This window comes from Streptomyces sp. NPDC101776 (genome assembly GCF_044766845.1).
GTDB lineage: Bacteria > Actinomycetota > Actinomycetes > Streptomycetales > Streptomycetaceae > Streptomyces.
The window spans coordinates 1,153,196-1,177,192 of record NZ_JBIWMV010000001.1 but is presented as its reverse complement, the minus strand read 5'-3'; the positions used below and the strand labels follow the sequence as shown (position 1 = coordinate 1,177,192).

At 71.1% G+C, this 23,997-nt stretch carries 20 protein-coding genes; 11 read left to right on the top strand and 9 right to left on the bottom strand.

The window, feature by feature from the left end:
• Positions 1 to 5: 5 nt before the first annotated feature.
• On the bottom strand, positions 6 to 3,098 hold the full coding sequence (locus ACIRRY_RS05125) for a glycoside hydrolase family 2 TIM barrel-domain containing protein (protein ID WP_403968036.1): 3,093 nt from the start codon (positions 3,096 to 3,098) through the stop codon (positions 6 to 8).
• Positions 3,099 to 3,354: 256 nt separating this feature from the next.
• On the opposite strand from ACIRRY_RS05125, the gene ACIRRY_RS05120 reads away from it, so the two are divergent.
• On the top strand, positions 3,355 to 5,730 hold the full coding sequence (locus ACIRRY_RS05120; RefSeq protein ID WP_403968034.1) for a SpoIIE family protein phosphatase: 2,376 nt from the start codon (positions 3,355 to 3,357) through the stop codon (positions 5,728 to 5,730).
• A gap of 53 nt (positions 5,731 to 5,783) precedes the next feature.
• Here the strand turns inward: ACIRRY_RS05120 and ACIRRY_RS05115 are convergent, their stop codons facing one another.
• On the bottom strand, positions 5,784 to 6,326 hold the full coding sequence (locus tag ACIRRY_RS05115) for an RNA polymerase sigma factor (RefSeq protein ID WP_403968032.1): 543 nt from the start codon (positions 6,324 to 6,326) through the stop codon (positions 5,784 to 5,786).
• A gap of 46 nt (positions 6,327 to 6,372) precedes the next feature.
• Here ACIRRY_RS05115 and ACIRRY_RS05110 point away from each other — a divergent pair, with 46 nt between their 5' ends.
• The 4 genes from ACIRRY_RS05110 (at position 6,373) to ACIRRY_RS05095 (ending at position 10,452) form a co-directional block, all read left to right on the top strand.
• On the top strand, positions 6,373 to 7,767 hold the full coding sequence (locus ACIRRY_RS05110) for a serine/threonine-protein kinase (protein ID WP_403968030.1): 1,395 nt from the start codon (positions 6,373 to 6,375) through the stop codon (positions 7,765 to 7,767).
• Positions 7,768 to 7,909: 142 nt separating this feature from the next.
• Positions 7,910 to 8,620, top strand: coding sequence for a DUF4232 domain-containing protein (locus ACIRRY_RS05105; RefSeq protein ID WP_403968028.1), 711 nt, complete (start codon positions 7,910 to 7,912; stop codon positions 8,618 to 8,620).
• Positions 8,621 to 8,627: 7 nt separating this feature from the next.
• Positions 8,628 to 9,941: an SLC13 family permease gene (locus ACIRRY_RS05100; protein ID WP_403968026.1), complete on the top strand. Its 1,314-nt coding sequence runs from the start codon at positions 8,628 to 8,630 to the stop codon at positions 9,939 to 9,941.
• Positions 9,942 to 9,957: 16 nt separating this feature from the next.
• The gene (locus ACIRRY_RS05095) at positions 9,958 to 10,452 is read left to right on the top strand and encodes a universal stress protein (RefSeq protein ID WP_403968024.1); all 495 of its coding nucleotides are present in this window, start codon (positions 9,958 to 9,960) and stop codon (positions 10,450 to 10,452) included.
• Positions 10,453 to 10,455: 3 nt separating this feature from the next.
• On the opposite strand, the gene ACIRRY_RS05090 is transcribed toward ACIRRY_RS05095, so the two are convergent.
• Both ACIRRY_RS05090 and ACIRRY_RS05085 read right to left on the bottom strand, forming a co-directional pair.
• Entirely contained in the window at positions 10,456 to 12,270 is a 1,815-nt protein-coding gene (locus ACIRRY_RS05090; RefSeq protein WP_403968022.1) for a ricin-type beta-trefoil lectin domain protein, read from the bottom strand.
• A gap of 701 nt (positions 12,271 to 12,971) precedes the next feature.
• Complete coding sequence (locus ACIRRY_RS05085) at positions 12,972 to 13,943, bottom strand: aldo/keto reductase (protein ID WP_403968020.1); 972 nt, start codon at positions 13,941 to 13,943, stop codon at positions 12,972 to 12,974.
• A gap of 258 nt (positions 13,944 to 14,201) precedes the next feature.
• On the opposite strand from ACIRRY_RS05085, the gene ACIRRY_RS05080 reads away from it, so the two are divergent.
• The 5 genes from ACIRRY_RS05080 to ACIRRY_RS05060 all read left to right on the top strand — a co-directional run bounded on the left by ACIRRY_RS05080 (position 14,202) and on the right by ACIRRY_RS05060 (position 19,950).
• Complete coding sequence (locus tag ACIRRY_RS05080) at positions 14,202 to 15,593, top strand: ABC transporter substrate-binding protein (RefSeq protein ID WP_403968019.1); 1,392 nt, start codon at positions 14,202 to 14,204, stop codon at positions 15,591 to 15,593.
• Positions 15,594 to 15,616: 23 nt separating this feature from the next.
• Positions 15,617 to 16,567 carry a carbohydrate ABC transporter permease gene (locus ACIRRY_RS05075; RefSeq protein WP_403968017.1) on the top strand — a complete coding sequence of 317 codons (951 nt, stop codon included), beginning with the start codon at positions 15,617 to 15,619 and terminating at the stop codon, positions 16,565 to 16,567.
• Positions 16,564 to 17,391 (top strand): carbohydrate ABC transporter permease, encoded by an 828-nt coding sequence (locus tag ACIRRY_RS05070; protein ID WP_403968015.1) that lies wholly within the window; start codon positions 16,564 to 16,566, stop codon positions 17,389 to 17,391. The genes ACIRRY_RS05075 and ACIRRY_RS05070 overlap by 4 nt, the downstream gene beginning before the upstream one ends.
• A 38-nt stretch (positions 17,392 to 17,429) precedes the next feature.
• Positions 17,430 to 18,740 (top strand): alpha-glucosidase/alpha-galactosidase, encoded by a 1,311-nt coding sequence (locus tag ACIRRY_RS05065; protein ID WP_403968013.1) that lies wholly within the window; start codon positions 17,430 to 17,432, stop codon positions 18,738 to 18,740.
• Positions 18,741 to 19,095: 355 nt separating this feature from the next.
• Entirely contained in the window at positions 19,096 to 19,950 is an 855-nt protein-coding gene (locus ACIRRY_RS05060) for a hypothetical protein (protein ID WP_403968011.1), read from the top strand.
• Here the strand turns inward: ACIRRY_RS05060 and ACIRRY_RS05055 are convergent.
• A complete protein-coding gene (locus ACIRRY_RS05055; RefSeq protein ID WP_403968009.1) occupies positions 19,947 to 20,471 on the bottom strand; it encodes a flavoprotein in 525 nt (174 codons plus the stop codon). The two genes, ACIRRY_RS05060 and ACIRRY_RS05055, sit on opposite strands and share 4 nt — an antisense overlap.
• A 29-nt stretch (positions 20,472 to 20,500) precedes the next feature.
• Positions 20,501 to 20,959: a DUF1348 family protein gene (locus ACIRRY_RS05050; protein WP_403968007.1), complete on the bottom strand. Its 459-nt coding sequence runs from the start codon at positions 20,957 to 20,959 to the stop codon at positions 20,501 to 20,503.
• Positions 20,960 to 21,056: 97 nt separating this feature from the next.
• On the opposite strand from ACIRRY_RS05050, the gene ACIRRY_RS05045 reads away from it, so the two are divergent.
• Positions 21,057 to 21,608: a TetR/AcrR family transcriptional regulator gene (locus tag ACIRRY_RS05045; RefSeq protein WP_403968005.1), complete on the top strand. Its 552-nt coding sequence runs from the start codon at positions 21,057 to 21,059 to the stop codon at positions 21,606 to 21,608.
• 181 nt (positions 21,609 to 21,789) lie between these two features.
• Here ACIRRY_RS05045 and ACIRRY_RS05040 read toward each other — a convergent pair whose 3' ends face one another.
• From ACIRRY_RS05040 to ACIRRY_RS05030, 3 genes are all read right to left on the bottom strand, one after another.
• A complete protein-coding gene (locus ACIRRY_RS05040) occupies positions 21,790 to 21,996 on the bottom strand; it encodes a ferredoxin (RefSeq protein ID WP_403968003.1) in 207 nt (68 codons plus the stop codon).
• Positions 21,997 to 22,009: 13 nt separating this feature from the next.
• Positions 22,010 to 23,242, bottom strand: a complete 1,233-nt coding sequence (locus tag ACIRRY_RS05035) for a cytochrome P450 (protein ID WP_403968001.1) — start codon at positions 23,240 to 23,242, stop codon at positions 22,010 to 22,012.
• Between the two features lie 157 nt (positions 23,243 to 23,399).
• Positions 23,400 to 23,828, bottom strand: a complete 429-nt coding sequence (locus ACIRRY_RS05030; RefSeq protein ID WP_403967999.1) for a nuclear transport factor 2 family protein — start codon at positions 23,826 to 23,828, stop codon at positions 23,400 to 23,402.
• Between the last annotated feature and the right edge of the window lie 169 nt (positions 23,829 to 23,997).

The window sequence follows — 23,997 nt, the reverse complement described above, 5'->3', positions numbered from 1 at the left end:
GTTCCCTAACCGGCCGGTGCCTCCAACTTGCTGATCCGTACCGCCCCTTGAGCCGTCCCGGGACGGGCGCTCGTCAACGTCAGCCGCACCCGCGATCCGCGCACGGCGCCGAAGGTGACGACGGTCGGGGCGTCCGAGGCCGTCGCCCAGTCGACCGCGGTCCCCTCGACCGGCACCCACGCCCGGCCGTCCCACACCGCGGCCGTCACCGCGGCGGGGAGGCTGTGCGTCGCGTCCACCGTGAACGACACCTCCACCCGGTCGAAGGACCGCGTCCTCCCCCAGTCCACCGTCACCCAGTCCTTCGCGCGGGCACCGCTGAAGGCGGGGAGCAGGGCCGTCGCCGACTTGGCGAAGGCGTTGGACCAGCCGGTGGCCGGGTCGCCGTCGAGCACGGCGGACGGGAGTGTGTCGGGGCGGCCCGAGTAACTGGCTTCGGCGTAGGGGTAGTTGGGCGGGCTCGGATAGTCGGCCGCGAAGTCAGGTGCCGAGGTCCGCACCGGGTCACGGCCGGGCGTCGTCCGTACGGTGACCGTGCCGCTCCGCAGCCCTTCCGCCCGCGCCGTCACCCTGAGCGTGCCCACCTCCGTGCCGGACCGCACGATCGCAAGTGCCTTGCCGTGGAAGGCGGTTCGGGTGCTCGCCTGGTAGCGCTCGGCGCTCTCCTCCCGCCCGTTGTCCAGTCCGGCCAGGGACCCGCCCTTCACCGCGAAGGCGATCAGATCCTCGGCGTCGGGCAGGACGACCCCGTGGGCGTCGACGACCTCCGCGGTCACGAAGACCAGCGAACGGCCGTCTGCCGCAAGGGACTTGCGGTCGGCCGTGAGGCGCACGGCGTGTGCGGGACCCGCCGTACGCAGCACGTCCGAGGCGACCACCTTGTCGCCGCTGCTCGCGACCGCCTTCAACTCCCCCGGCTCGTACGGGACTTTCCACATCAGGTGGAGCTTGCCCGCGCTGCCGTTCGGGCTGGTGTAACTGCCGGGGTAGGGGCCGGAGGTGAAGGTCTTGTCGTCGCCGGTGGGCTCGGTGGTCTCCAGGTACGTACGGCCGTCGGTGGTCGTCTTGGTGTCGAACTCCCTTGTCCCCAGGGACTTTCCGTTGAGGAACAGCTCGACGGTGCCGACGTTGGCGTAGGCCCACACCTCCACCGTGTCGCCCGGCTGGTGGTTCCAGCTCATCGGCACCAGATGGACCATCGGCTCGCTGATCCACTGGCTGCGGAAGAGGTGGTACAGGTCCTTCGGGAAGCCGGCCGTGTCCACCGCGCCGAAGAAGGACGCCTTGACCGGGAAGACGTCGTACGGCGTGGGCTCCCCGATGTAGTCGATGCCCGACCACAGGAACTGTCCGGCGAACCACTTCCGGTCCCGGTCCTTCTTGTGTCCGTACTCGCCGCTCATCGTCCAGGAGGCGAGGTTGTTGTCGTACGAGGAGGTGTCGCGCCTGCCCGGGGTGTGGTTCTCGCCGGTGTTCAGATGCTCCGGCTCCTGGTAGGCGCCGCGTGTCGAGGTCTCCGAGGAGGACTCCGACTCGAAGAGGAACAGCTTCGGATAGGCCGCGTGCAGGGCGTCGACCGACTTGGCGGTGTTGTAGTTGAGGCCCAGTCCGTCGAGCTTGGCGAGCATGAGGTCGGCGGCGGAACCCTTGGCGGGTACGCCGTGGTACTTGTTCGAGCCGATGACGACGGGGCGGGTGTCGTCCGCGGCCTTGATCGCGCCGATGACGCGGTCCGCCATCGCGAGGCCTGCGGTGGCGGTGGAGTCGGGGATCTCGTTGCCGATGGACCACAGCACCACGGCGGGCGAGTTGCGGGCGGCGAGGACCATCTCGGTGGCGTCCCTCTCGCACCAGTCGTCGAAGAACCGGTGGTAGTCGTAGGTCGTCTTGCCGGTGTGCCAGCAGTCGAAGGCCTCGACCATCATCACGATGCCCAACTCCTCGCAGGCCTCGATGATTTGGGGCGAGGGCGGGTTGTGCGAGGTACGGAAGGCGTTGACGCCCATCGACTTCATGATGGTCAACTGCCTGCGTACGGCGTCGATGCTGATCGCGGAGCCGAGGGCGCCCTGGTCGTGGTGGAGGTCGACACCCTTGATCTTGGTGGAGGTGCCGTTGAGGGAGAACCCCTCGTCCGGGTCGAAGCGGTAGGTGCGGAGGCCGAAGGGCGTGCGGTAGGTGTCGACGGTCCTGCCGTCCACACGGAGTTCGGTCTCCAGGGCGTAGCGGTGGTCCGGGGTCTCGATGTCCCACAACTTGGGCTTGGGGACAACGAGTTCATGGGTCTCGGTGGCGCGGTCCGCGACGGTCACCGTGGAAACGGCACGGCCCACCGTCCGGCCGCCGGGGTCGACGACCCGCGATCCGACCTCGACCTCGCTCGCTCCACCCGACTCGTTCACCACGGACGTCCGCACCCGTACGACAGCGCGCTCGGCGGTGATGTCGGGGGTCGTGACGTACGTGCCCCAGCGCTCGACGTGCACCGGCTCGGTGACGACGAGGCGGGCCTCGCGGTAGATGCCGCTGCCCGAGTACCAGCGGCTGCTCGGGAGCTGGTTCCGGACCTTCACCGCGAGAACGTTCTCCGTGACGCCGTCGGTGTGCGCCAGGTCGGTGAGGTCGAGGGCGAAGCCGGTGTAGCCGTAGGGGTGGCGGCCCACCTCGGTGCCGTTGCAGTAGACGTACGCGTCCATGTAGACGCCGTCGAACTCGACCGAGATCCGCTTGCCCGCGCAAGCCGGCGGCAGGGTGAAGGCGATCCGGTACCAGCCGAGGCCGCCGGGGAAGAACCCGGTGCCGCTGGTCGTGCCGTACGCCGTGGTGGGGGTCTGCTCGATGCTCCAGTCGTGCGGGGTCGCGACCTGGCGCCAGGCCGAGTCGTCGTAGTCGGGTGCGGCAGCGTCGGCGTAGGCGCCGGTGGGGTCGGTGATTCCGCCCGGGTTGACCAGCGCGAAGCGCCAGCCGTCCCGGAGCGGGACCGTGCGGCGGCCGGAAGCGCCTGCCCCGATGGCTCGGGCGGGCGGGGCGGCCAGGAGTGACGCGGCCGTCGGCGCGGCCGTAGAGGCGATCAAAACCGATCTGCGAGTGACCGTCATGGCGGCTCTCCCTCAGTAGGGCCCAGAAGTACTCACAACTGATCGTGACCGAACAGATTCTGACGGGGTGCCATGCGGGGGCGTCAAGGGTGCGGAGGCGGACAGCCGTCCTGGGTGCCGCTTCGGCCGGATTTCCCCCTTGTCCGTCGTGACCTCCGGCCCTGGGGGTTCTCGTCCGCGCGGGACCGTGACGCACTAGGCTGGAACGCAAGTGACGTGTTTGTTCACTGTGAGTGCGCGCAATGGAGTGGCGACGATGAGACCGGTCTACCCGTTCGACGATGCCGCGACGGCGCGGGTTGTCATCGACGACGCGGGCACGCTGGTGGAGTGGAACGACGGGGCCCGGCGGCTCCTCGGCCACACCGCCGACGAGGTCGTGGGCCGCCCGGCCGTGCGGCTGCTGGCCGACGCCGCCGAGGCGCGGCCCGAGATCACGGGTGCCCGCTGGGACGGCACGGTCGCGTTGCGCCACCGCGACGGCCACGCCGTGACCGTGTGGCTGCTGGCCCACCACCGGCGCCCCCGGGACGGCGGCCCGGGCAACTGGCTCGTCGTGACGCCCCTGGAGGGCGGGGGCCCGCGCGCCGCCGAGGACCCCCTCGCCACCGCCGCGCTGACCCAGTCGCCGTGTGCCATCGCGGTCTACGACGAGCGGCTGCGGCTCAGCCGGGTCAACGACGCGATGGGCGAGGTCATCGGTCTGCCCGAGGAGCGCATCCAGGGGCTGCGGATCACCGAGATCGGCGGCAAGACGCAGAGCGTGGAGCTGGAGCAGTACATGCTGCGCGTGCTCACCTCCGGCACCGCCCAGGACTTCCAGATCTACATGCGCACCGGCGGCGAGGACGTCGCACACGCCTGGCTGGCCCGGATGGCGCCGATCACCGATGCCGAGGGGCGGGTGCGGGGCGTGTGTCTGGCCGCGCACGACTTCACCGAGAACTACCTGGCGCGGGAGCGGCTGCAACTCGTCAACGAGGCGAGCGTCCGTATCGGCACCACCCTCGACGTCACCCGTACGGCCCAAGAGCTCGCGGATGTCTGTGTGCCGGCGCTCGCCGACTTCGTCAGCATCGACCTGCTGGACCCGCAGGAGCACGGCGGCGAACTCCCGACGGCGATCACCGCGCCGGTCAGACTGCGCCGGGCCGCCCACCAGTCGGTGCAGCAGGGCAGCCCCGAGGCCGTCGCCAAGCAGGGCCAGCTCAATGTGTACCCCGAGCACTCCCCGCAGGCCGACGCGCTGGTCGCGGGCCGCACGCTGCTCGCCTCCGGCCGGGCCCTCGAACGCTGGCTCGCCTGGGACCGGACCCGCGCCAGGCGCGTCCAGGAGTACGGCATCCACTCCTCGATGGCCGTACCGATCCAGGCCCGCGGGGTGACCCTCGGCGTGGCCGTCCTCACCCGGTACCGGCGCATCGACCCGTTCGCCGACGACGACGTCCTGCTGGCCGAGGAGGTCACGGCCCGCGCCGCCGTCTGTATCGACAACGCCCGCCGCTTCTCCCGCGAACGCGAGACCGCGCTCGCCCTCCAGCGCAGCCTGCTCCCCCGCAAACTGCCGCGCACGGCAGCCCTGGAGGCCGCCTCGCGCTATCTGCCGGCGGCGCGCGCGGGGGTCGGCGGCGACTGGTTCGACGTGATCCCGCTGTCCGGGATGCGGGTCGCCATGGTCGTCGGTGACGTCGTGGGCCACGGCATCCAGGCCTCCGCGACGATGGGCCGGCTGCGCACGGCCGTCCGCACCCTCGCCGACATCGACCTGGCCCCGGACGAACTGCTGACCCACCTCGACGACCTCGTCGTACGGCTGTCCGCGGAGGCCGGCGGCGAGGGCAGCCCGGGCGAGGTGGGCGCGACCTGCCTGTACGCGGTGTACGACCCGGTGTCCCGGCGCTGCACGCTGGCCCGCGCCGGGCATCCGCCGCCGGTCATGATCCGGCCGGGCGGTCCGCCCGAGCCCGTCGACCTGCCCGCGGGGCCGCCGCTCGGCCTCGGCGGACTGCCTTTCGAATCAGCCGAGTTCGAGCTGCCCGAGGGCACCGTGCTCGCGCTGTACACCGACGGGCTGATCGAGAACCGCGACCGGGACCTCGACGACAGTCAACGGCTGCTGTTCGACGCCCTGTACGCCCCCTCGGACTCCCTGGACGAGACCTGCGACCGCATCCTGCACGCCGTGCTCCCGCCGGGCGGCGCCGCCGACGACGTGGCGCTGCTGCTGGCGCGCACCCAGGGGCTGCCCGCCGAGCAGGTCGCGACCTGGGACATCCCGGCCGACCCCTCGCTCGTCGCGCCGATCCGCAAACGGGTCGTCGAGCAGCTCGACGAGTGGAATCTGAGCGAGGCCGGGTTCACGGCCGAACTGGTGGTGAGCGAGCTGGTCACCAACGCCATCCGCTACGGCGCGCACCCCATCCGGCTCCGGCTGATCCATGACGCGTCCACGCTGATCTGCGAGGTCTCCGACACCAACCACACGGCCCCGCACCTGCGCCGCGCCAAGACCTGGGACGAGGGCGGGCGCGGACTGCTGCTGGTCGCGCAGCTCACCCAGCGCTGGGGCAGCCGGCACACGACCGACGGCAAGACGATCTGGGCCGAGCTGTCCCTCTTCGACGAGGGCTGAGCGTCAGGACAGGCCAGGACAGGCCACGACGGGCCACGACAGGCGCCGCCAGGTCAGACCAGCCAGGGCCTGACCTGGCGGCGCGCCTCGTGCAGCCGGGACTTGAGGGTGCCGAGCGGGATGCCGATCCGCTCGGCGATCTCGGCGTACTCCAGCTTGCAGATGTCCCGGTACACCAGCGGCGCGACCAGATGCGGGGACTCCCGCTCAAGGCGCTCCAGCGCCTCCAGGAGGTCGATCTTCGACCCGGCGATCACACTCGTCGTGCGCGGGTCGACATGCTGGCTCACGTCGATCTCGGCCGGCTGCTCGGCGGCGCGCCGCTTCAGCTCGCGGTACTTCTGCCGGGCGCCGTTGGCGACCACCGTGTAGAGCCAGGTGCTGAAGAGGCTGCGGCCCTCGAACGTGCCGATCTTCCGGGCGACCTGCATCAGTACGTCCTGCGCCGCTTCCTCGGCGTCCTCACGGCACGGCAGGAAGCGCCCGCACCGCCGCAGGACCTCGGGTCCGATCGACCGCAGCAGCTCGTCCAGGGCCGCCGTGTCACCGGCCGCGGCCCGTCGCGCCAGTTCCTCGGTCCGCGCCGTGTCCTGCACTGGATCCACTCCTCCGCCTCGATCTACGAGCAGGCATGATAGTCCTATGCACTTCGTCGAACAGATCGGCCGCTACCGACTCGAACGCCGCCTGGGTACCGGCGCGTTCGGCACGGTCTGGCTCGCGCACGACGACGTGCTCGAAGCCCCGGTGGCCGTGAAGGTCCTCGCCGACAACTGGGCGCACCGCCTCGACATCGTCGACCGCTTCCTGTCCGAGGCCCGGCTGCTGCGCAGGGCCGACTCGAACCGGGTGGTGCAGGTCTACGACATCGGTGAACTGCCGGACGGACGGCCGTACTTCGTCATGGAGTACGCCGACGCCGGCACCCTCGCCGATCTGCTCACCGCCGGTCCGCTGCCCGTCCCCGAGGTGCTGCGGCTGACCGCGCTGGCCGCCCGGGGCGCCGCCGCGCTGCACAAGGCGGGCATCGTCCACCGGGACATCAAGCCGACCAACGTGCTGCTGCGCACCACCCCGGACGGCACCGGCCGGGTCCTGCTCGCCGACCTGGGCCTGGCCAAGAGCCTGGCGAACGCCTCGGGGCTCACCCTGGCCGCGGGTTCGGCGGGCTATCAGCCGCCGGAGCAGGCCCAGCCCGGCTCGGGCATCGACGAGCGCGCCGATGTGTACAGCCTGGGCGCGGTCGGCTACGAACTGCTCACCGGCACGGTTCCGGGGGCGCCCGGGCAGGTCGTACGGCCGGACCGGCTGAGACCTGACGTGTCGCCCGAGGTGCAGCGGGCCCTGTTGCGCGCGCTGGAGCCGGACCGGGAGCGGCGCTGGCCGACGGCGCGGGCGTTCGCGGAGGAGCTGGAGCGACTGGGCGGAGCCCCGGCCCCCGCACGCGTCAAGGCCGCCCCCGCGCACAAGCCGCACAGCCGGCACCGGAGCGTCGCGCTGATGGCGGGGCTGTTCGTCGTGGTGGCCGCCGGTGCGGGTGCCCTGGTGCTCAACCTGCCGTCGTCGTCCGGGAGTTCGCAACTGAAGGTCAAGGACAGCACGGGTCGGGTGGCGGTGGAGGTGCCTGCCACCTGGGGCCGTCAACTGCGCGACTCGGGCTGGAATCCGCAGGCACTCGGCCTGCAGTCCGGGCAGGAGCCGGGGCTGGCCGTCGCCGACGACCTGGCGAAGTGGCCGGACCTCTCGGCGGACGTGAACGGCGTGTTCATCGGCCTGAGCGAGCACGGCAGCGTGACGACCGAGGTGGACGCCATCGCCCACTCCGGCTGTCACTACGACGGCAGCCACGCCTATTCGAGCGCGAACTGGCGCGGCACGATCCGCACCTGGAGCGACTGCTCGGGCGCCACCGGCACCCTCTCGGAGACCGCGCTGCGCCTGGTCGGCGGCACCGCGCAGCCCCAGGTCTACGTCCAGATCCGGCAGCACAGCGGTGACGCGACCACCCGCATACTCCGCTCGCTGCGGGTCACCTGATCACGGTCGGCGTTTCGGAATTACTGTCGGAGTCGCCGCCGAAAAAATCCGGCGGTCCCGCGAACCTTTCGGCGCACACGCGCATCGGACCACTGTGACGGCGCGCGAGGCGCTGTGCGGTGAACTTCCAGGAGTGTCGAAGATGGCGAACACGTCCCAGTCCCTGCGCCGGGCCGCCCTGCTCGTGAGCGCGGTCGCCGTACTGGGCCTGACGACGGCCTGTGGCGACGGCAGCGGCACGGTGAGCAGCCCGCAGACCCAGTCGGGTACGGCCGCGCCGGCGGGCGGTGACCCCTCGGCCGACGGGTCGGGCACGCCGGTCTCCCCGTCGAGCGGCAGTGACACCGCCACCGGTTCGGACTCGACCTCGACCTCCTCGGGTTCCTCCACGTCGTCCTCGTCGAGTTCCGGCGGGAGCGGGGTCACCGGCAGCAGCCGGTGCCACACCTCCGAGCTGCGGGCGGACGTGGGCGACAACGACCCGGGTGCCGGGCAGGAGAACTTCCCGATCATCCTCACCAACTTCTCCGGCCGTACCTGCACGGTCCGCGGCTTTCCCGGCGCCGCGTTCGTGAACGCGTCCGGCACGCAGTTGGGGGCGAACCCCGTGCGCGAGTCGGGCGGCACGGTCACCACCGTCACGCTGAAGCCGGGCCAGAGCGCCTGGGCCGGCCTGACCTTCTCCAACCCCGAGATCAGCGGCGCGAAGACGGCCACCCCCGTCACGCTGGTGGTGACGCCGCCCGACGAGAAGGACCCGCTGAAGGTGACGTGGACGAACGGCACGGTGCCGGTGTCGGGGAACTCGTCCTCGGTACGACTGACAGTCTTCAGCGCGGGTACGGGCGCCTGAGCACGGGTTGCGCGCCGCGGCCTGGTTACATGGGGCGGGCACCACGTCCCGCGTCCCGGAGGACCGTCCCCTGAACACCCCGCTCGCCGAAGCCCTGTCCGTCGTCCTGCTCGTCGCCGTCCTCGTGTGGGCCGTCGTCCGGCCCTTCGGGTGGCCGGAGGCGGTCATGGCGGTCCCGGCCGCCGGGGTCGCCGTGGCCACCGGGGCGATCTCGCTCGACCACGCGCGGGCGGAGGCCGAGCAGCTCGGGCCGGTGGTGGGGTTCCTCGCCGCGGTGCTCGTGCTGGCCCACTTCTGCGATGTGGAGGGCCTGTTCCGGGCCTGCGGGGCGTGGATGGCCGAGTGGGCGAAGGGCAGTCCGAGCCGGCTGCTGACGGCGGTGTTCGCGCTGGCCTCGGTGATCACGGCGGTCCTGAGTCTGGACGCCACCATCGTGCTGCTGACACCGGTCGTGTTCGCGACGGCGTCCCGGATGGGGGTGCGCCCCAAGCCGCACGTCTACGCGTGCACGCATCTGTCGAACACCGCCTCGCTGCTGCTGCCGGTCTCGAATCTCACCAACCTCCTCGCGTTCGCGGCGAGCGGCCTGAGCTTCACCCGGTTCGCCGGGCTGATGGCGCTGCCCTGGCTGGTCGCGATCGGCGCCGAGTATCTGGTGTTCCGCAAGTTCTTCGCCCGCGACCTCGCGGCGGCGGCACCCTCCCCCACCTCCGGTGACAAGCCCGAGCTGCCGGTGTTCGCGCTGGCGACGGTGGCCTGCACCCTCGCCGGGTTCGTGCTGACCTCGGCGGTCGGCATCGATCCCGCGTGGGCCGCGCTGGCGGGGGCACTCGTCCTCGCCGGCCGGGCGCTGCTACGGCGGCAGGCGACCCCCCTCACGGTCGTGCGGGCCGCCGCCCCGTCCTTCCTGGCGTTCGTGCTGGCGCTCGGGATCGTGGTGCGGGCGGTGGTGGACAACGGGCTGTCGGACGCGCTCGGGCACCTGCTGCCCGGCGGCACCGGGATCGCGGCACTGCTCGGGATCGCCGCACTGGCCGCCGTACTCGCGAATCTCATCAACAATCTGCCGGCCGTGCTGGTCCTGCTGCCGCTGACCGCGCAGTCCGGGCCCGGGGCCGTGCTCGCCGTGCTGCTCGGAGTGAACATCGGGCCGAACCTGACCTACGCCGGTTCGCTCGCGACGCTGCTGTGGCGGCGGATCGTGCATCAGCACGAACACGGCGTGGATCTCAAGGAGTTCACGAAGCTGGGGCTGCTCGCCGTGCCGTCGGCGCTCGTCCCCGCGACGGTGGCACTGTGGGTGTCGCTCCAGGTTCTCTGACACCGAGGGAGACCGAATGCGTGTGATCGCCTGGCTGGTCGAGGGCACCTGGCCCGCCTGCGTGGACGCCGTACGGACGCATGCGCCGGACGACGCCGAGGTGGTGCTGCTCCATGTGAGCGGGCCGGATGTGCCCGAGGTCGCGCACGGGGCGTTCGCCGGGCTGCTCGGCCGGGGTGGTCCTCGGCGCGATCCCGGGACCCGGCTGGAGGATCTCGGCAGTACGTCGGCGGCGGAGCTGCTGGACGCGGCGGCCGAGCGGCTCGGGCGGCCCTGCACCCGGGTGGAGCGGGCCGGGCGGGTCGAGCGTGAGGTGGTGGCCGCCGCCGGGGACGCGGATCTGCTGGTGCTGGCCCGTGACGGCGACCGGGCCCGGCTGGGCCCGCACAGTCTCGGGCCCGCCGTACGGTTCGCCGTCGATCACGCGCCCTGTCCGGTGCTGCTGGTGTGGCCGGAGGCGGCGCCGGGCATCTCGACCCTGCCGCCGCCACCGCCGCACCGTCCGCACTGAGGGTCAGCGGCCGTATCCGCCCCCGTACCCACCGCCGTATCCGCCCCCGTAACCGCCGCCTCCTCCCCAGCCGCCCCCGCCGCCGCCCGAGCAGTACGACGGGTAGTAGTCGCAGTAGTCGAGGGTCGGTGCGGCCGTCGTCGGCGTGGACTGCGGGGTCGACGCGCTCGGGGTGGGAGTGGGGGTGATCGTCGGGGTCGGCGTCGCCTTCGGGGGAGCCTTCTTGGTCGTGGGGGTCGGCGAGTCGGTGGTGTCGGTGTCCCAGTTGACGACCTGCATCTGCGGGTCGGCCTTCGAGGTGTCGAACACCCAGCGCTGGGCGGTGCCGTCCGCCCGCGTCTTCAGCACGAGCGCGCCGCCGCCGTCGGTGGAGGCGGGCGTCAGCGCCAGGTCCTGGTTCCAGCGCGGGACGAGGATGCCCTGGAGCGTGAAGTCGTAGCGGATGTTCTTCGCGGTCGCCGACGACGTGCTCGTGCAGGGCGCGAGCTGCACCTCGAAGGCGAGGTGCGAGTCGAGGCACAGGCCGGGGTCGGCGGTGCTGCGCAGTTGTCCGTCGGTCTCGTACGACCACTGCTGGCCGGCCGCCGAGGAGCAGGTCTGCAGTACGGCCTCGACGCCCTGGAGGGGCTTGTTGCCGGCGACGCCGATGCACAGGCCGGACTCGACGTTGTGCAGCCGGCCGCTGAGCGTGCCCTGGGTGGTGGCGTCGCTCTTGCCGACCCAGGAGGGGTTGGCGGACTCCTTGCCCGTGCCGGAGGCGCCGGCGGCCTGGTTCTCGGTGGTGGTCTTGTCGCCGCCGAAGCCGCCTGTGGACCACAGGACGAGCGGGAGGACGACCAGTCCGCTCACGGTCAGCACGGCCACGGCGAGGTTGCGGCGGCGGACCCGGCGGCGCGCCTTGTGGGCCGTTCGGAGTTCACCGCGCCGCGGGCCGGACCGCACCACGAGTTCGGTCGAGGCGGACGAGACCTCGGCGGGCAGCGCGCGGCTGCCGGCCCTGACCTCCATGTAGGCCCGCGCGCCCCAGCCGAGCACCGCCTCGGCCAGCGCGATGCCGAGTCCGGCGTTGAACTGGTTCAACTGGTCGGCGGTGTAGCGGCAGTGCTTGCAGACGGAGAGATGCATGGCGAGGTCCGGGTCGACCTCCGCGCCACCGCGCCGGAAGGTGACGTCGAGCAGCCGGATGTAGCGCATGCACTCGTCGTCCTGGGCGAGTTCGCGGTGGACCTGGAGGCACTCCTCGCGCAACCGGCCGCGGGCGCGCCCGAGTTCGATGTCGGCGCCCTCCTCGTCGATACCCAGCAGTCCGGCGGGCACCGAGAAGGGTTCGGACTCGACGTCGATGTGCCACAGCAGCGTGCGGGCCGACTGGGGCAGCCGCTGGAACGCCCGGGATATCAGCCGCCGTTCGGGCACCGGCAGCAGTCGGGCCGCGACGCGGTCGATGTCGCCGTTCGACCAGCGCAGATCGGGGTGGAGCATTTCCTGCCGGTGGTCGGCGACCCATTCCGTGGCGATACGGCGGACGGTGACCAGCACCTGGGGGCGCCAGGCCGCGGTCGGTCCGGACTGCCGCAGGGATTCCCCGAAGAGCCGGGTGAAAGCGGCCGTGGTGAGCATTCCGGCGTGGTGCGGTCCGTCGGTGCACAGCCGCGCATAGGCGAAGGCCGCTTCCCAGTGCCGGTCCAGCAGTTCACCCACGGGTTGCAGCGCGGGCGTCGTCCCCGTCCACTTCTTCAGCTCGGCGCTGAGCTGTTCGTCGGTCACTTCGAAGTGGTGAGCGGAAGTCGGGGAATTCGAGGGACCTGGGTCCGTCACGGCTGCATTCCTCCAGGTGAAACGCGGAATCAGGCACATACCGGCGGGTATGCGACCTCGCCGACGGGGTGACAGAGTCCACCCGTCCGATTGATGGCATCCCGAACGTCCGCCTGGGGCAGCTCTTTTGAAGCAAGGGGGGTGACGTACGGGAGCGGCCTCGAGCGCACGGAGGGGAATCATCTATGTGCCCGCGCGCCGACAGGCACACCTTTGCACAGGTCAGCGAGGCGGAACAAGGTCTGCCTCAGTTTTGTGCTTTGCGTTCAGGCCCACGCGATTTGACGATTCGTCAATCGGGTCCGTTATGGGATTGCCACCGTATCCACACGGGAAATCCAGAAACCATTGGCCGGACCGGGCCGTCGCACCGGGCACTCCAGCCTCAGCGGCGGTCCTTCTTCCGGTTTTCCCAGGTCATGTTCCGACCGCCCGACCCTTTGCCGGGCGAGACGGCAGGCCCGGAGGAGTTGGCGACTTCCACGACCGAACCGAGGACGCAGTTCGCGGCCAACCAATAAACTCGATCACGGACTCCGGCACACCGGCGGCGACAACACGTCACGGAAACCGGCTTCCGCCTCGCGCGCGGATTGTTCGGGTACGACGACATCGACCGGCTCTGTGCGGAGTTCACCGGGCGACAGGAGCGGGGCCGTACGGCACATGGTCCGCACCGCACGGCCCGAACTGACGCACCGTCAGGAGTGGCCGCTGATCGCGTGCGGCGCGTACGGCTGCTCCAGTTCCTCCAACTCCTTGTCGCTCAGCTCCAGCTCGACGGCGGCGACCGCGTCCTCGATGTGCTGCGGCTTGGCCGCGCCGACGATCGGCGCCGCCACCGTGCTCTGGTGCAGCAGCCAGGCGAGGGCGACCTGGGCACGCGGGACGCCCCGGTCGCCGGCGATGCGGGTGACCGCCTCGACGATGGCGCGGTCGCCGTCCTGGTAGAGGCGGTTGCCGAAGTTGTCGGTGCTGCTGCGCTCGGTGGTGGTGCCCCAGTCCCTGGTGAGGCGGCCCCGCGCCAGCGGGCTCCACGGCAGCACGCCGACGCCCTGGTCCGCGCACAGGGGCAGCATCTCGCGCTCCTCCTCGCGGTAGAGGAGGTTGTAGTGGTTCTGCATCGACACGAACTTGGTCCAGCCGTGCCGTTCGGCGGTGTGCTGGTGCTTGGCGAACTGCCACGCGTACATCGAACTCGCGCCGATGTAGCGCACCTTGCCCGCCTTCACCAGGTCGTGCAGCGCCTCCATCGTCTCCTCGACGGGGGTGTGCGGGTCGGCACGGTGGATCTGGTAGAGGTCGACGTAGTCGGTGCCGAGACGTTCGAGGCTGTGGTCGATCTCGGACATGATCGCCTTGCGGGAGAGTCCGGCGCCGTTGGGTCCGGGACGGGTCCGGCCGTGCACCTTGGTGGCGAGCACGACCTCGTCGCGGCGGGCGAAGTCGCGCAGCGCCCGGCCGGTGATCTCCTCGCTGGTGCCGTCGGAGTAGACGTTCGCCGTGTCGAGGAAGTTGATCCCGGCCTCCAGCGCCTGCCGGATCAGCGGGCGCGACGCCTCCTCGTCGAGGGTCCACTCGTGGGTGCCGCGGTCCGGGAGGCCGTAGGTCATGCAGCCCAGGGAGATCCGCGAGACGTCCAGGCCGGTCGAACCGAGCTTCACGTACTGCATCGTTGCTGCTCCTGCCTTCGAGTTCGGTACCGCTTCGGAGCGTACGACCTCGTGGGCACTCGAAGTCGGGCATGTGCGCGCACCCTTGACGGGTGCCGCGGCCGGGCGCTTTGATCCTGGACGTGCCCGCGCGTGCGGCGCGGTACGCAGAGGTGCGCCCAGCCGGTAGCGGACAGGTTCCAAGCCCGGCCACAGTCGCCAGGACCGCGACGCCATCCGGTCCGAGGCGGGGTCGTACCCGCGATTCATGGAGCGGACATGCCCGCCAAGGGTGTCTCCCGCGTCGGAGGTCCCGGGACGGCCGCGATCCCGGGCCGCGCCGTCGCGACCACAGCGGCACGGACCTCGTACGGAACCTCGACGGACATCTCACGCCGGGGGCTGCTGCTCGGGGCGGCCGCGGCCGCCGTGACGAGCGGGTGTGCGGCCGGCGGCTCCGACGGGGTCGGCGCGGACGGCCGGGTGACCGTGGAGCTGTGGCACGGGCAGTCCGACACGGGCCGCAAGGCGGTGCAGGCGCTGGTCGCCGAGTTCAACCGGACCCATCCGAAGATCCGCGTGGACGCGGGCGGGGGTGGGGTGTTGGCCGACGCGATGCTCCAGAAGGTGACCGCCGCGCTCGCCGCCGGTTCCTATCCGGACATCGCCTACATCTTCGGTTCGGACCTGGCGAGCGTGGCGCGCAGCCCGCGGGTCGTCGACCTGACGTCCGCGATGCGGGCCGGTCCGACACCGTGGGACACGTTCTGGAAGCCGGTGCGGGACGCGGTCACCGTCAACGGGCGGGTGCGGGCCGCGCCCGCGGTGCTGGACTCGCTGGCCGTCGTCTACAACCGGAAGCTGTTCCGGCGGGCCGGGCTCGACTACCCGAAGCCCGGCTGGAGTTGGGACCAATTCACCGACGCGGCAAGGGAGTTGACCGACCACGACCGGGGTGTCTTCGGCACCGGCTGGCCCGCCGTGGGCGACGAGGACACGGTGTGGCGGCTGTGGCCGATGCTCTGGGATCTGGGCGGCGAGGTCGTCGCGCCGGACGGCAGGCACATCGGCTTCGCCGACCAGGGCGTCCGGGCCCTGCGCACGCTCGACCGGCTCGGCCGCGACAGGAGCGTGTACCTGGACACCAAACCCGGCAGCGAGCAGCTCTACCAGGTGTTCCTCAACGGCCGTATGGGCATGGTGGCCACCGGCCCCTGGGAACTCCCCGACATCGTCACCGCGAGGATCGACTACGGGGTCGTGCCGCTGCCCACGTACAGCGGGCACGCGGTGACCATCTCCGGGCCCGACACCTGGACGGTGTTCGACAACGGTGCGGCACGGTCCCGGGCGGCCGTGGAGTTCGTGCAATGGATGAACTCGCCTGTCCACGACGTCCGTTGGGACATCTCGGCGGGCGGTCTGCCGCTGAGCACGGGCACCGCCGCGCGGCCGGAGTGGCGGGAGCACAGCGCCCGTACGGTCGGTCTCGACGTCTTCACCGACACCCTGCGCTCGGCCCGCGTCCGGCCCGTCCACGCCGCGTATCCGCAGATCTCGCAGGCGTTGGGCGAGGCGATCGTCTCCGTGCTGCTCGGCCGGGACTCTCCCGAGCGGGCGCTCCGTTCCTGCGCCGACAAGGCCGACGCGGCCCTGCTGATCCCCAGGTGACTTCCCCCTTCCGGGAGACCCCGATGTCCACACTGCCCCGCGCCCTCACCCTTCCCGCGCAGCACGCGGCCACCGCCCGGGCCGCGCGCCGGCGCGCCCGTCAAGAGCGGTCCACCGCCTGGGCGTTCATCGCTCCGTCCGTCGTGGTGATCCTCGGGCTGAGTGTCGTGCCCGTCGTCTGGTCGCTGCTGCTGTCGTTCCGCGCCGACGACCTGGTCACACCCGGCCGCTGGGTCGGCCTCGACAACTACCGGGCCCTGGCCCAGGACCCCAACTTCCGTACGGCGGTGGGCAACACGCTGCTGTACGCGGCCCTGTACGTGCCGCTCAGCCTGGTCGGCGGACTGGCACTCGCGCTGGCGCTGAATCGCCGTATCCGGCTGATCAGCCTGTACCGCACGCTGGTGTTCATCCCGTTCGTGGTGTCGGCGACCGCGCAAGGGGTGCTGTTCTCGTTCATCCTCGACCCGGAGTTCGGTGTCGCGAACGCGCTGCTGCACCAACTCGGCGTCTCCGCGCAGGGGTTCCTCGCCGACCCGGACCAGGCGCTGTATCTGCTGGTGCTGATCTCGCTGTGGAGCGGGGTCGGCTTCTGTGTCGTCGTCTATCTGGCCGCGCTCCAGGACGTGCCGCCCGAACTCGTCGAGGCGGCCCGCATCGACGGCGCGAACCGCGCTCAGGTGCTGCGCCATGTGACGCTGCCGGCGCTCACCCCGGTCACCGTCTTCCTGCTGCTGTGGCAGTTCATCACCTCGCTCCAGGTGTTCGACCTCATCTATGTGACGACGAAGGGCGGGCCGCTCGGTTCGACCACGGTGATCGTCTACTTCGTCTGGCAGCAGGCCTTCCAAATGTTCACGGCGGGCTACGGCGCCGCGTCGGCGTACGTCCTCGCCGTGGCGCTGCTGGTGGCCGGCGGCGCGCTGCGGGTCGTACGGCGGCGGCAGGGCCGTACAGAAGGAGGGGTCCGATGACTGCGCGGCGGGCAGGGCGGGTGAGTGCGTGGCATCTGGTGCTTGCGCCGCTGGCGTTGTGCTTCGCGCTGCCGTTCATGTGGCTGCTGCTCAGTTCGGTGATGTCGGACGCGGAGATCAACCGCTTCCCACCCGCCTTGTGGCCCAAGGGAGTTGACCTCGGCGGCTACCGCTATGTGCTGGGCAACGCGATGTTCCCGCGCTGGTTCGCCAACTCGCTGATCGTCGCGTCGGTGGCGGTGGTGTCGAATCTGCTGCTGGGTTCGCTCGGCGGGTACGCGTTCGCGCGGATGCGGTTCGCCGGGTCGCGGCTGCTGCTGGGGCTGATGCTGGCGACGATGGTCGTGCCGTTCCAGCTGACGATGATCCCGACGTTCCTGGTGATGAAGTGGTTCGGGCTGATCGACTCGCTGGGCGCGCTGATCCTGCCGTCGCTGGTGACGCCGTTCGCGGTGTTCCTGTTCCGGCAGTTCTTCCTCGCGCTGCCGAGGGAGATGGAGGAGGCCGCCTGGATCGACGGGTGTTCGCGGCTGCGGGTGCTGTTCTCGATCGTCATGCCGCTGGCCCGCCCGGCGCTCGCCACGGTCGCCGTCCTCACCTTCCTGTCCACCTGGAACGACCTGTCCTGGCCGCTGATCGCCATCGACCACGACACCAACTACACCCTCCAGTTGGGCCTGACGACCTTTCAGGGACAGCACCACACCAAGTGGTCGGCGGTGATGGCGGGCAACGTCGTCACGGTGGTGCCGGTGCTGGTGGCGTTCCTGCTGGCACAGAAGACGTTCATCCAGTCGCTGACGTCGAGCGGCCTCAAGGGATGAGCCACTCACGGTACTTGACCCATCATCAGAGGAGCCCGATGACCGACGTCAGGATCGCCTTCGTGGGCGCCGGCAGTGTGGTGTTCACGCAGGGCCTGCTGGCCGACCTGTTCTCCTTCCCCGAACTCGCCCACGCGCAGATCGCGTTGCACGACATCGACCCGCGGCGGCTCGCGACCGCGGAGGGCGCCGCCCGGCACATCGCCCAAGTACGCGGCGCACGACCGGAGATCACCGCGCACCTCGACCGCCGGGCGGCCCTCGCGGACGCCGACTTCGTCGTCAACATCGTCCAGGTCGGCATGAACGAGGCCACCCGCACCGACTTCGCGGTTCCGGCCCGCTACGGGCTGCGCCAGACGATCGCCGACACCCTCGGCATCGGCGGCATCTTCCGCGCGCTGCGCACCTTCCCGGTCCTGCGGTCACTGGCCGAGGACATGGCCGAACTCTGCCCGGACGCCCACCTGTTGAACTACACCAACCCGATGGCCATGAACCTCCTCTACCTGAGCCGCGTAGCCCCCGCCCTCAGGGCGACCGGCCTGTGCCACTCGGTGTACTGGACGATGCACGACCTCTGCCAGCTCGTCGGCGTCCCCTTCGAGAAGGTCTCGTACCTCGCGGCGGGCGTCAACCACCAGTCCTGGGTGCTGCGTTGGGAGCGGGCGGGGCAGAGCCTGTACCCGCTCCTCGACGAGGCGATCGCGAAGGACCCCGAACTGCCGCGCCGGGTCCGCGTGGACATGTATCGCAGGCTCGGCCACTACCCCACCGAGACCAGCGAGCACTCCGCCGAGTACGTGCCCTGGTATCTGCCCCACCCCGAGGAGATCGAGCGGCTACGGCTGCCGGTCGGCGCGTACCTGGAGATCATCGAGGAGAACACGGCGAGCTACGAACGCACCCGCGAGGCCCTGGCGGCCGGCACCCCGCTCCCCGTCGAGGGCACGCTGGAGTACGCCCCGCAGATCATCCACAGCATCGTCACGGGCACGCCCCGCACGGTCTACGGCAACGTCCCCAACCGGGGCCTGATCGACAACCTCCCCGCCGACTCGGTCGTCGAAGTCCCGTGCCTGGTCGACGCGTTGGGCATCCAGCCGACCCGGGTCGGCGCCCTGCCCCCGCAGTGCGCGGCCCTCAACAGCGCGTACGTCTCGGTCACCGACCTGGTGGTCCGCGCGGCCACGGACGGCGACCCGCGCCACATCCGCCACGCGGCGATGACCGACCCGGCCACGGCGGCGGCCCTGCCGGTCGAGCGGATCTGGGACCTGTGCGACGACCTCGTACGGGCGCACGGGGAGCTGTTGCAGCCGGAGCTGCGAGCACCACTGGGACACTGACGGGCGTCCCAGCGACGACGGGCGACCGCTCCTTGGCCACCGGACGCGGAACCGGCACCACCAGCAATGTCGCGCCGCGCCACGCAATGGCATCCGGCGTCGCACGGACCGTCCACACCCCGGAGCCACTGGCGACACCGCACCACTCACGGCGCCCGACGTGGGAGAGACCGCCCTCGACCACCGGGCGCGGAACCGGCACCACCAGCAACGCCGCGCCGCTCCTGAGCGTCCGGCGTTGGTGTGACCGCCCCCGGCCGACCGGCGTGGGAGCGGTCGGGCCGTTGCCGTGGACCCGCATTCTCGGCGCAGACGACCGGCGTCCGGCCGGTCGTGGCCGTACGGGAGGAACGCGGTGCCGAGACGTTGGACCAGACTGAGGATCCTGCTGGGGACGGCCGTGCTGCCGCTGGCCCTGGTGTCGCCCGCGTGGGGTGGCACGGACCCGGCGCCGCCCGCGCCCGAGCCGCCGTCGACGCTGTGCGCGCCCGCGGGCGTCCTGCACGGCGCGCACGGGCAGCGGGCCGCCGTCAGTCTCTGCGCGGGAAGCGGTACTCCCACCATGGCGGTATCGGCTCCGGCGAGCTGCCGACGGCACGCGCCGGTCGCCCGGTACGCGTGCCGCAGTTCGGGCACCTGGACCGCGCTGCGCGCGGGCGCGCCAGTCGCGTCCGGCACGCTGCCGGGGTCGGGCCAGTATCCGGGGCCGGGGACCTACGACTTCACGGCGACCGTGCGCGTCTGGTCGATGCCCGAGGGCGTCGATGTGCAGGGCACCGTGCACGCCACGCTCACGCTGACCGCGCCCGTGCCGAAGGCGACGCACGGCATCGACGTCGACCGGAGCACCCTGCGGCCCGACTCGGTGACGACCCTGACGTACACGGTCCGCCGGTACAGCGACCAGGGCGACGGCAGCGCTCGGTTCGGACTCATCGCGCAGGAGGGCACGGGGGCCGAGCTGACCACGTCCGACCCGCGCTGCGTCAATCCGCTGATCGGCCGCTACCCGGCACAGGACCGGCTCCCACACGCCCTGGACTGCGCGCTCACCGATCTCCAGCCGGGGCACCCGGACACGGTGGTGGTCCGGGTCACCCTCAAATCCCGTTGTTCCACGGTGGTTTCGAAGCTGGGCTACTGGATGCCGCAGGGCCAGGCGCTGTACACCGGCGGCATGCTGGCGGGGCCGACCGTGACCTGCGGCTAGAGCAGGTCGAGGGCCCGCTCCCAGCCGAACTCCGGGCGCCTGCCGCTCTCTTGGACCTCGCCGGCGTACGGCTCGCCGAACCGCACGCCCATCTCGCGCAGCCGGGCCAGGCTCGCCCGGTACGCGGGATGGGCGGCCAACGCCTCGCCCACACAAGGGAGTACGGCGGTCGGGACACCGAGGCCGTACGCCTCGCAGAGGGTGCCGAGCGCGAGGGTGTCCGCCGTACCGGCCGCCCATTTGTTGATCGTGTTGAAGGTGGCGGGCGCGACGACCACGGCGTCCGGGGGCGGAAAGGGTCGCGGGTCGCCGGGAGTTCGCCACGCCGAACGGATCGGCCGCCCGGTCCGTGCCTCGACGGCGGCCGTGTCGAAGAAGCCGCCCATCGCGACCGGGGTCGCGAAGACCCCGACCTCCCAGTCCCGTTCCTGCGCGGCGGCGATCAGCCTGCCGACGTCGGCGGCGATGCCGGCGGCGCAGACGACGACGTAGAGGAAGGGTTTCGAGTCCTGTTCGGTCACCCCGGGAGCCTACTGAAGCGGAGGGGAACCTACTGGAGCGGGAAGGACAGGCCGCGCTCCGCCTCCGGTCGCGCCCCGAAGAGGCGCCGTTCGCTCTCCTCGATGGCCAGGTCGTTGATGCTCGCCTCGCGCCGGGTCATCAGGCCGTGCTCGTCGAACTCCCACAGCTCGTTGCCGTACGACCGCCACCACTGCCCGGCCTCGTCCCGGCACTCGTACTGGAAGCGGACCGCGATGCGGTCGCCGTCGAAGGCCCACAGATCCTTGCGCAGCGCGTACTCGTGCTCGCGGGCCCACTTCGCGGTGAGGAACGCGACGATCTCGGCGCGGCCGGTGACGAAGGTGTCGCGGTTGCGCCAGACGGAGTCCTCGGAGTAGGCGAGCGCCACGCGCTGCGGGTCACGGGTGTTCCAGGCGTCCTCGGCGGCCTGGACCTTCCGCGCCGCGGTCTCGCGGGTGAAGGGCGGGAGGGGAGGGCGGTCGGCCATGGTCGTCTCCAGAGCGGCGAAGTGCGGAGAACGTGCGTTCTCCTGGCGACTGCTACCGTAGAGAACGCACGTTCTCAGGTCAAGGAGGGGTCGTTCGATGGACAGCGCAGCAGCCCGGGAGCAGGCGCTGGACGCCGCCGAGAAGCTGTTCTACGGGCGCGGGGTTCAGTCCGTCGGCATGGACGCCGTGCGCACCGCCTCCGGGCTCTCCCTCAAGCGGCTCTATCAACTCTTCCCCGCGAAGGAGGAGTTGGTGGAGGCGTATCTCGAACGGCGTGACCTGCGCTGGCGCGGACACCTCGCCGAACACGTCGAGCGGCACGATGATCCGCGGGAGCGGATTCCGGCCGTCTTCGACTGGCTGGAGGGGTGGTTCGGCGAGGCCGACTTCCGCGGCTGCGCCTGGATCAACTCGTACGGCGAACTGGGCTCGACCTCGGAGCGGGTGGTGGCCCAAGTTCGGGCGCACAAGCGGGCGTTCCGCGAGTACCTCACCGCTCTCGTGACGGACGCGGGGCTGCCCGCCGCACTGGCCGGGCAGCTGTTCCTGCTGGCCGAGGGCGCCATGGTCACGGCGGGCATCACGGGGAGTGCGGAACCGGCGACGGAGGCGCGCGCGGCGGCGGTGTCGCTGCTGCGGGCCGGGTGAGGTGGGCCGGGTGAGGTGGACCGGTTGAGGTGGGGGCACTCGGGGTGGTGGGTCCATCGGCTCCGGCGTTCGGCCGACTCGGCTCAGCCGACCGACCACCCTCACTCCTTCAGCCCCTCAAACCATCGACCACTCCGCCCCTCAACCCATGGGCCCGCCAGCCCCTCAGCCCCTCAGCCCCTCAGCCCACCGTGTCCGACACAGTGATCGCGCTCACCGGGCAGGCCCGTGCCGCCTCCCTGAGCATCGGGGCGTCGCCGCCGTCCTCCTTGCCCGGCAGCAGCGTGCTGTAGCCGTCGTCGTCCTGGGTGAAGACGCTCGGGGCGGCCAGGGCGCACTGGCCCGCCCCGATGCAGATGTCCTTGTCGATGTGGATTTCCGTGTGCATGGAGCGCAGCCTCTTACCAGGTCACGGGGAGTTCCAGCATCCCCTGGATCGTGTCGCCGGGTTTGAAGGGGATCTCCTCCGCGGGAACGGCCAGCCGCAGCGTGGGCAGCCGGTCGAAGAGGCTGTGCAGGGCGATCTCCAGTTCGGCGCGGGCCAGGTTCTGGCCGAGGCACTGGTGGATGCCGAAGCCGAACGAGACGTGGTGGCGGGTGGGCCGGTGCCAGTCCAGGGTGTCCGGGGCGGTGTAGACGTTCTCGTCGCGGTTGATGACGGCGGTCGAGAAGACCACGCCCTCGCCGGCCCGGATCGTCGTGCCGTCCAGCTCGATGTCCTCGACGGCGAGCCGCATCAGCCCGTCGACGATGGACAGCGACCGCATCAGTTCCTCGACCGCGTCCGGCAACAGCCCCGGATCGTCCCGGAGTTCGGCCAGCCGTTCGGGATGGCGCAGCAGGGTGAAGGTGCCCAGGGAGATCATGTTGGCGGTCGTCTCGTGGCCCGCGACGAGGAGGATGACCGCGAAGGAGATCAACTCGGCGCGGTCCAGGGTCCCTTCGTTCAGCTGCTCCCGGACCATGTCGTCCAGCAGCCCCTCGCCCGGATCCCGCTGTTTGCGGTCGATCAACTCGCCGAGATACGCGTCGAGTTGATCGCGCGCGTCCTGGCTGTCCTCGGCCCTGGGGCCGCGCAGCAGACGTCGGGACTGGGCCTCGAAGAACTCGTGGTCGGCGTACGGCACGCCGAGCAGCGCGCAGATCACCATCGACGGCACGGGGAGCGCGAACGCGGACACCAGGTCGGCCGTCGGGCCCCGGGCGATCATCGCGTCGAGCAGCTCGTCCACGATCCGCTGGATGCCGGGCCGCATCGCCGTGGCGCGCTTGACGGTGAAGCCGGGGATCATCATCCGCCGCTGGGTGCGGTGCTTGGGGTCGTTCTCACCCAGCAGGGCGACCCTCCGGTCGCGGACCGCAGCGAACCGTCCGTTGATCACGGGGAAGTCGGGGTGGGTGCGGTCCGTGGACAGGCGCTGGTCGGCCAGCAGCGCGCGGGCGGCGGTGTGTCCGGTCACGAGCCACGCCGTGCGGCCGTCGTAGAGCGTGATGCGGGTCAGCGGGCGGACGGCGCGCAGCGGGTCGTAGCCGGTGGGCGGGTGGTAGGGGCAGGTGCGGTCCTGCGGGAAGGCGACGGGTTCGGTCAGGTCGGCCGGGCCGGTCAGTTCCGTCAGTTCCGTCAGTTCCGTCATGGAAGACCTCGCAGACGAAGAGTGCGTCTTACCGATCTTCATTAGATGCCCGAGGCACCTATGAGGCCACCCGATGTTCGGCCAGATCGGTGGTGCCTACAATCTGGCCGAACCTGGCGGTCCGCTTCGCTCGGTCCCAAGATCGGCGCGAGTCCGTTCAGCTCGCGAAGGCCCGGGCCACGGCGAGGCTGTCCTCGTACACATGGTGTCGGACGATCAGTCCGTCCCGGACCGTGAGATGGAGGGCGAACCTGGCCCGATAGGGCCGTCCGGTGGGCCTCGCGGTCAGCCGGATCTCGCCGAGCACCACCGCGTCGGCGCCGTCGACCAGGATGCGCTCGATCTCCGTGCCGGCCCGTCCGGGCACATGGTGGGCGGCGAGGTCCCGGTAGTGGTCGGCCGCGTCGGCGCGGGTGGCGCGGTGCCGGATCCACGGGGTGGCGGCGCGGCCGTGCTCGTCCTCGGGCCAGTTCAGCTTCCAGTCGGCGTGCTCGGCGTACAGCTCCGCGACGCGCTCGGGCTCGGCGTGGCCGATCCGGTACAGCAGGTCCTCCACGACGGTGCGGGTGGTCGGAGTCGACGACATGGGTACCCCTTCTCGGCCGGTGGTCGTGCGAGGTTCCGACTGTGCCGCGGGAGCCGTTCCGGTGCGATTACCTCCGAGGTCATCACCCGGTGGAAGGGACGTGGCCGAAGAGAGTCGCGGCATGGATGAATCACGCACCGGCTGGTGTTGAATCTCGGTGCTAGACAGC

What these genes read in the sequence shown, in the direction of transcription:
- ACIRRY_RS05035 (WP_403968001.1), bottom strand. Translation starts at nt 23,242, where the DNA reads ATGACGGAACTGACGGAACTGACGGAACTGACCGGCCCGGCCGACCTG.
- ACIRRY_RS05040 (WP_403968003.1), bottom strand. Translation starts at nt 21,996, where the DNA reads ATGCACACGGAAATCCACATCGACAAGGACATCTGCATCGGGGCGGGC.
- ACIRRY_RS05030 (WP_403967999.1), bottom strand. Translation starts at nt 23,828, where the DNA reads ATGTCGTCGACTCCGACCACCCGCACCGTCGTGGAGGACCTGCTGTAC.
- ACIRRY_RS05120 (WP_403968034.1), top strand. Translation starts at nt 3,355, where the DNA reads ATGAGACCGGTCTACCCGTTCGACGATGCCGCGACGGCGCGGGTTGTC.
- ACIRRY_RS05070 (WP_403968015.1), top strand. Translation starts at nt 16,564, where the DNA reads ATGACTGCGCGGCGGGCAGGGCGGGTGAGTGCGTGGCATCTGGTGCTT.
- ACIRRY_RS05050 (WP_403968007.1), bottom strand. Translation starts at nt 20,959, where the DNA reads ATGGCCGACCGCCCTCCCCTCCCGCCCTTCACCCGCGAGACCGCGGCG.
- ACIRRY_RS05105 (WP_403968028.1), top strand. Translation starts at nt 7,910, where the DNA reads ATGGCGAACACGTCCCAGTCCCTGCGCCGGGCCGCCCTGCTCGTGAGC.
- ACIRRY_RS05075 (WP_403968017.1), top strand. Translation starts at nt 15,617, where the DNA reads ATGTCCACACTGCCCCGCGCCCTCACCCTTCCCGCGCAGCACGCGGCC.
- ACIRRY_RS05095 (WP_403968024.1), top strand. Translation starts at nt 9,958, where the DNA reads ATGCGTGTGATCGCCTGGCTGGTCGAGGGCACCTGGCCCGCCTGCGTG.
- ACIRRY_RS05080 (WP_403968019.1), top strand. Translation starts at nt 14,202, where the DNA reads ATGCCCGCCAAGGGTGTCTCCCGCGTCGGAGGTCCCGGGACGGCCGCG.
- ACIRRY_RS05085 (WP_403968020.1), bottom strand. Translation starts at nt 13,943, where the DNA reads ATGCAGTACGTGAAGCTCGGTTCGACCGGCCTGGACGTCTCGCGGATC.
- ACIRRY_RS05065 (WP_403968013.1), top strand. Translation starts at nt 17,430, where the DNA reads ATGACCGACGTCAGGATCGCCTTCGTGGGCGCCGGCAGTGTGGTGTTC.
- ACIRRY_RS05045 (WP_403968005.1), top strand. Translation starts at nt 21,057, where the DNA reads ATGGACAGCGCAGCAGCCCGGGAGCAGGCGCTGGACGCCGCCGAGAAG.
- ACIRRY_RS05125 (WP_403968036.1), bottom strand. Translation starts at nt 3,098, where the DNA reads ATGACGGTCACTCGCAGATCGGTTTTGATCGCCTCTACGGCCGCGCCG.
- ACIRRY_RS05110 (WP_403968030.1), top strand. Translation starts at nt 6,373, where the DNA reads ATGCACTTCGTCGAACAGATCGGCCGCTACCGACTCGAACGCCGCCTG.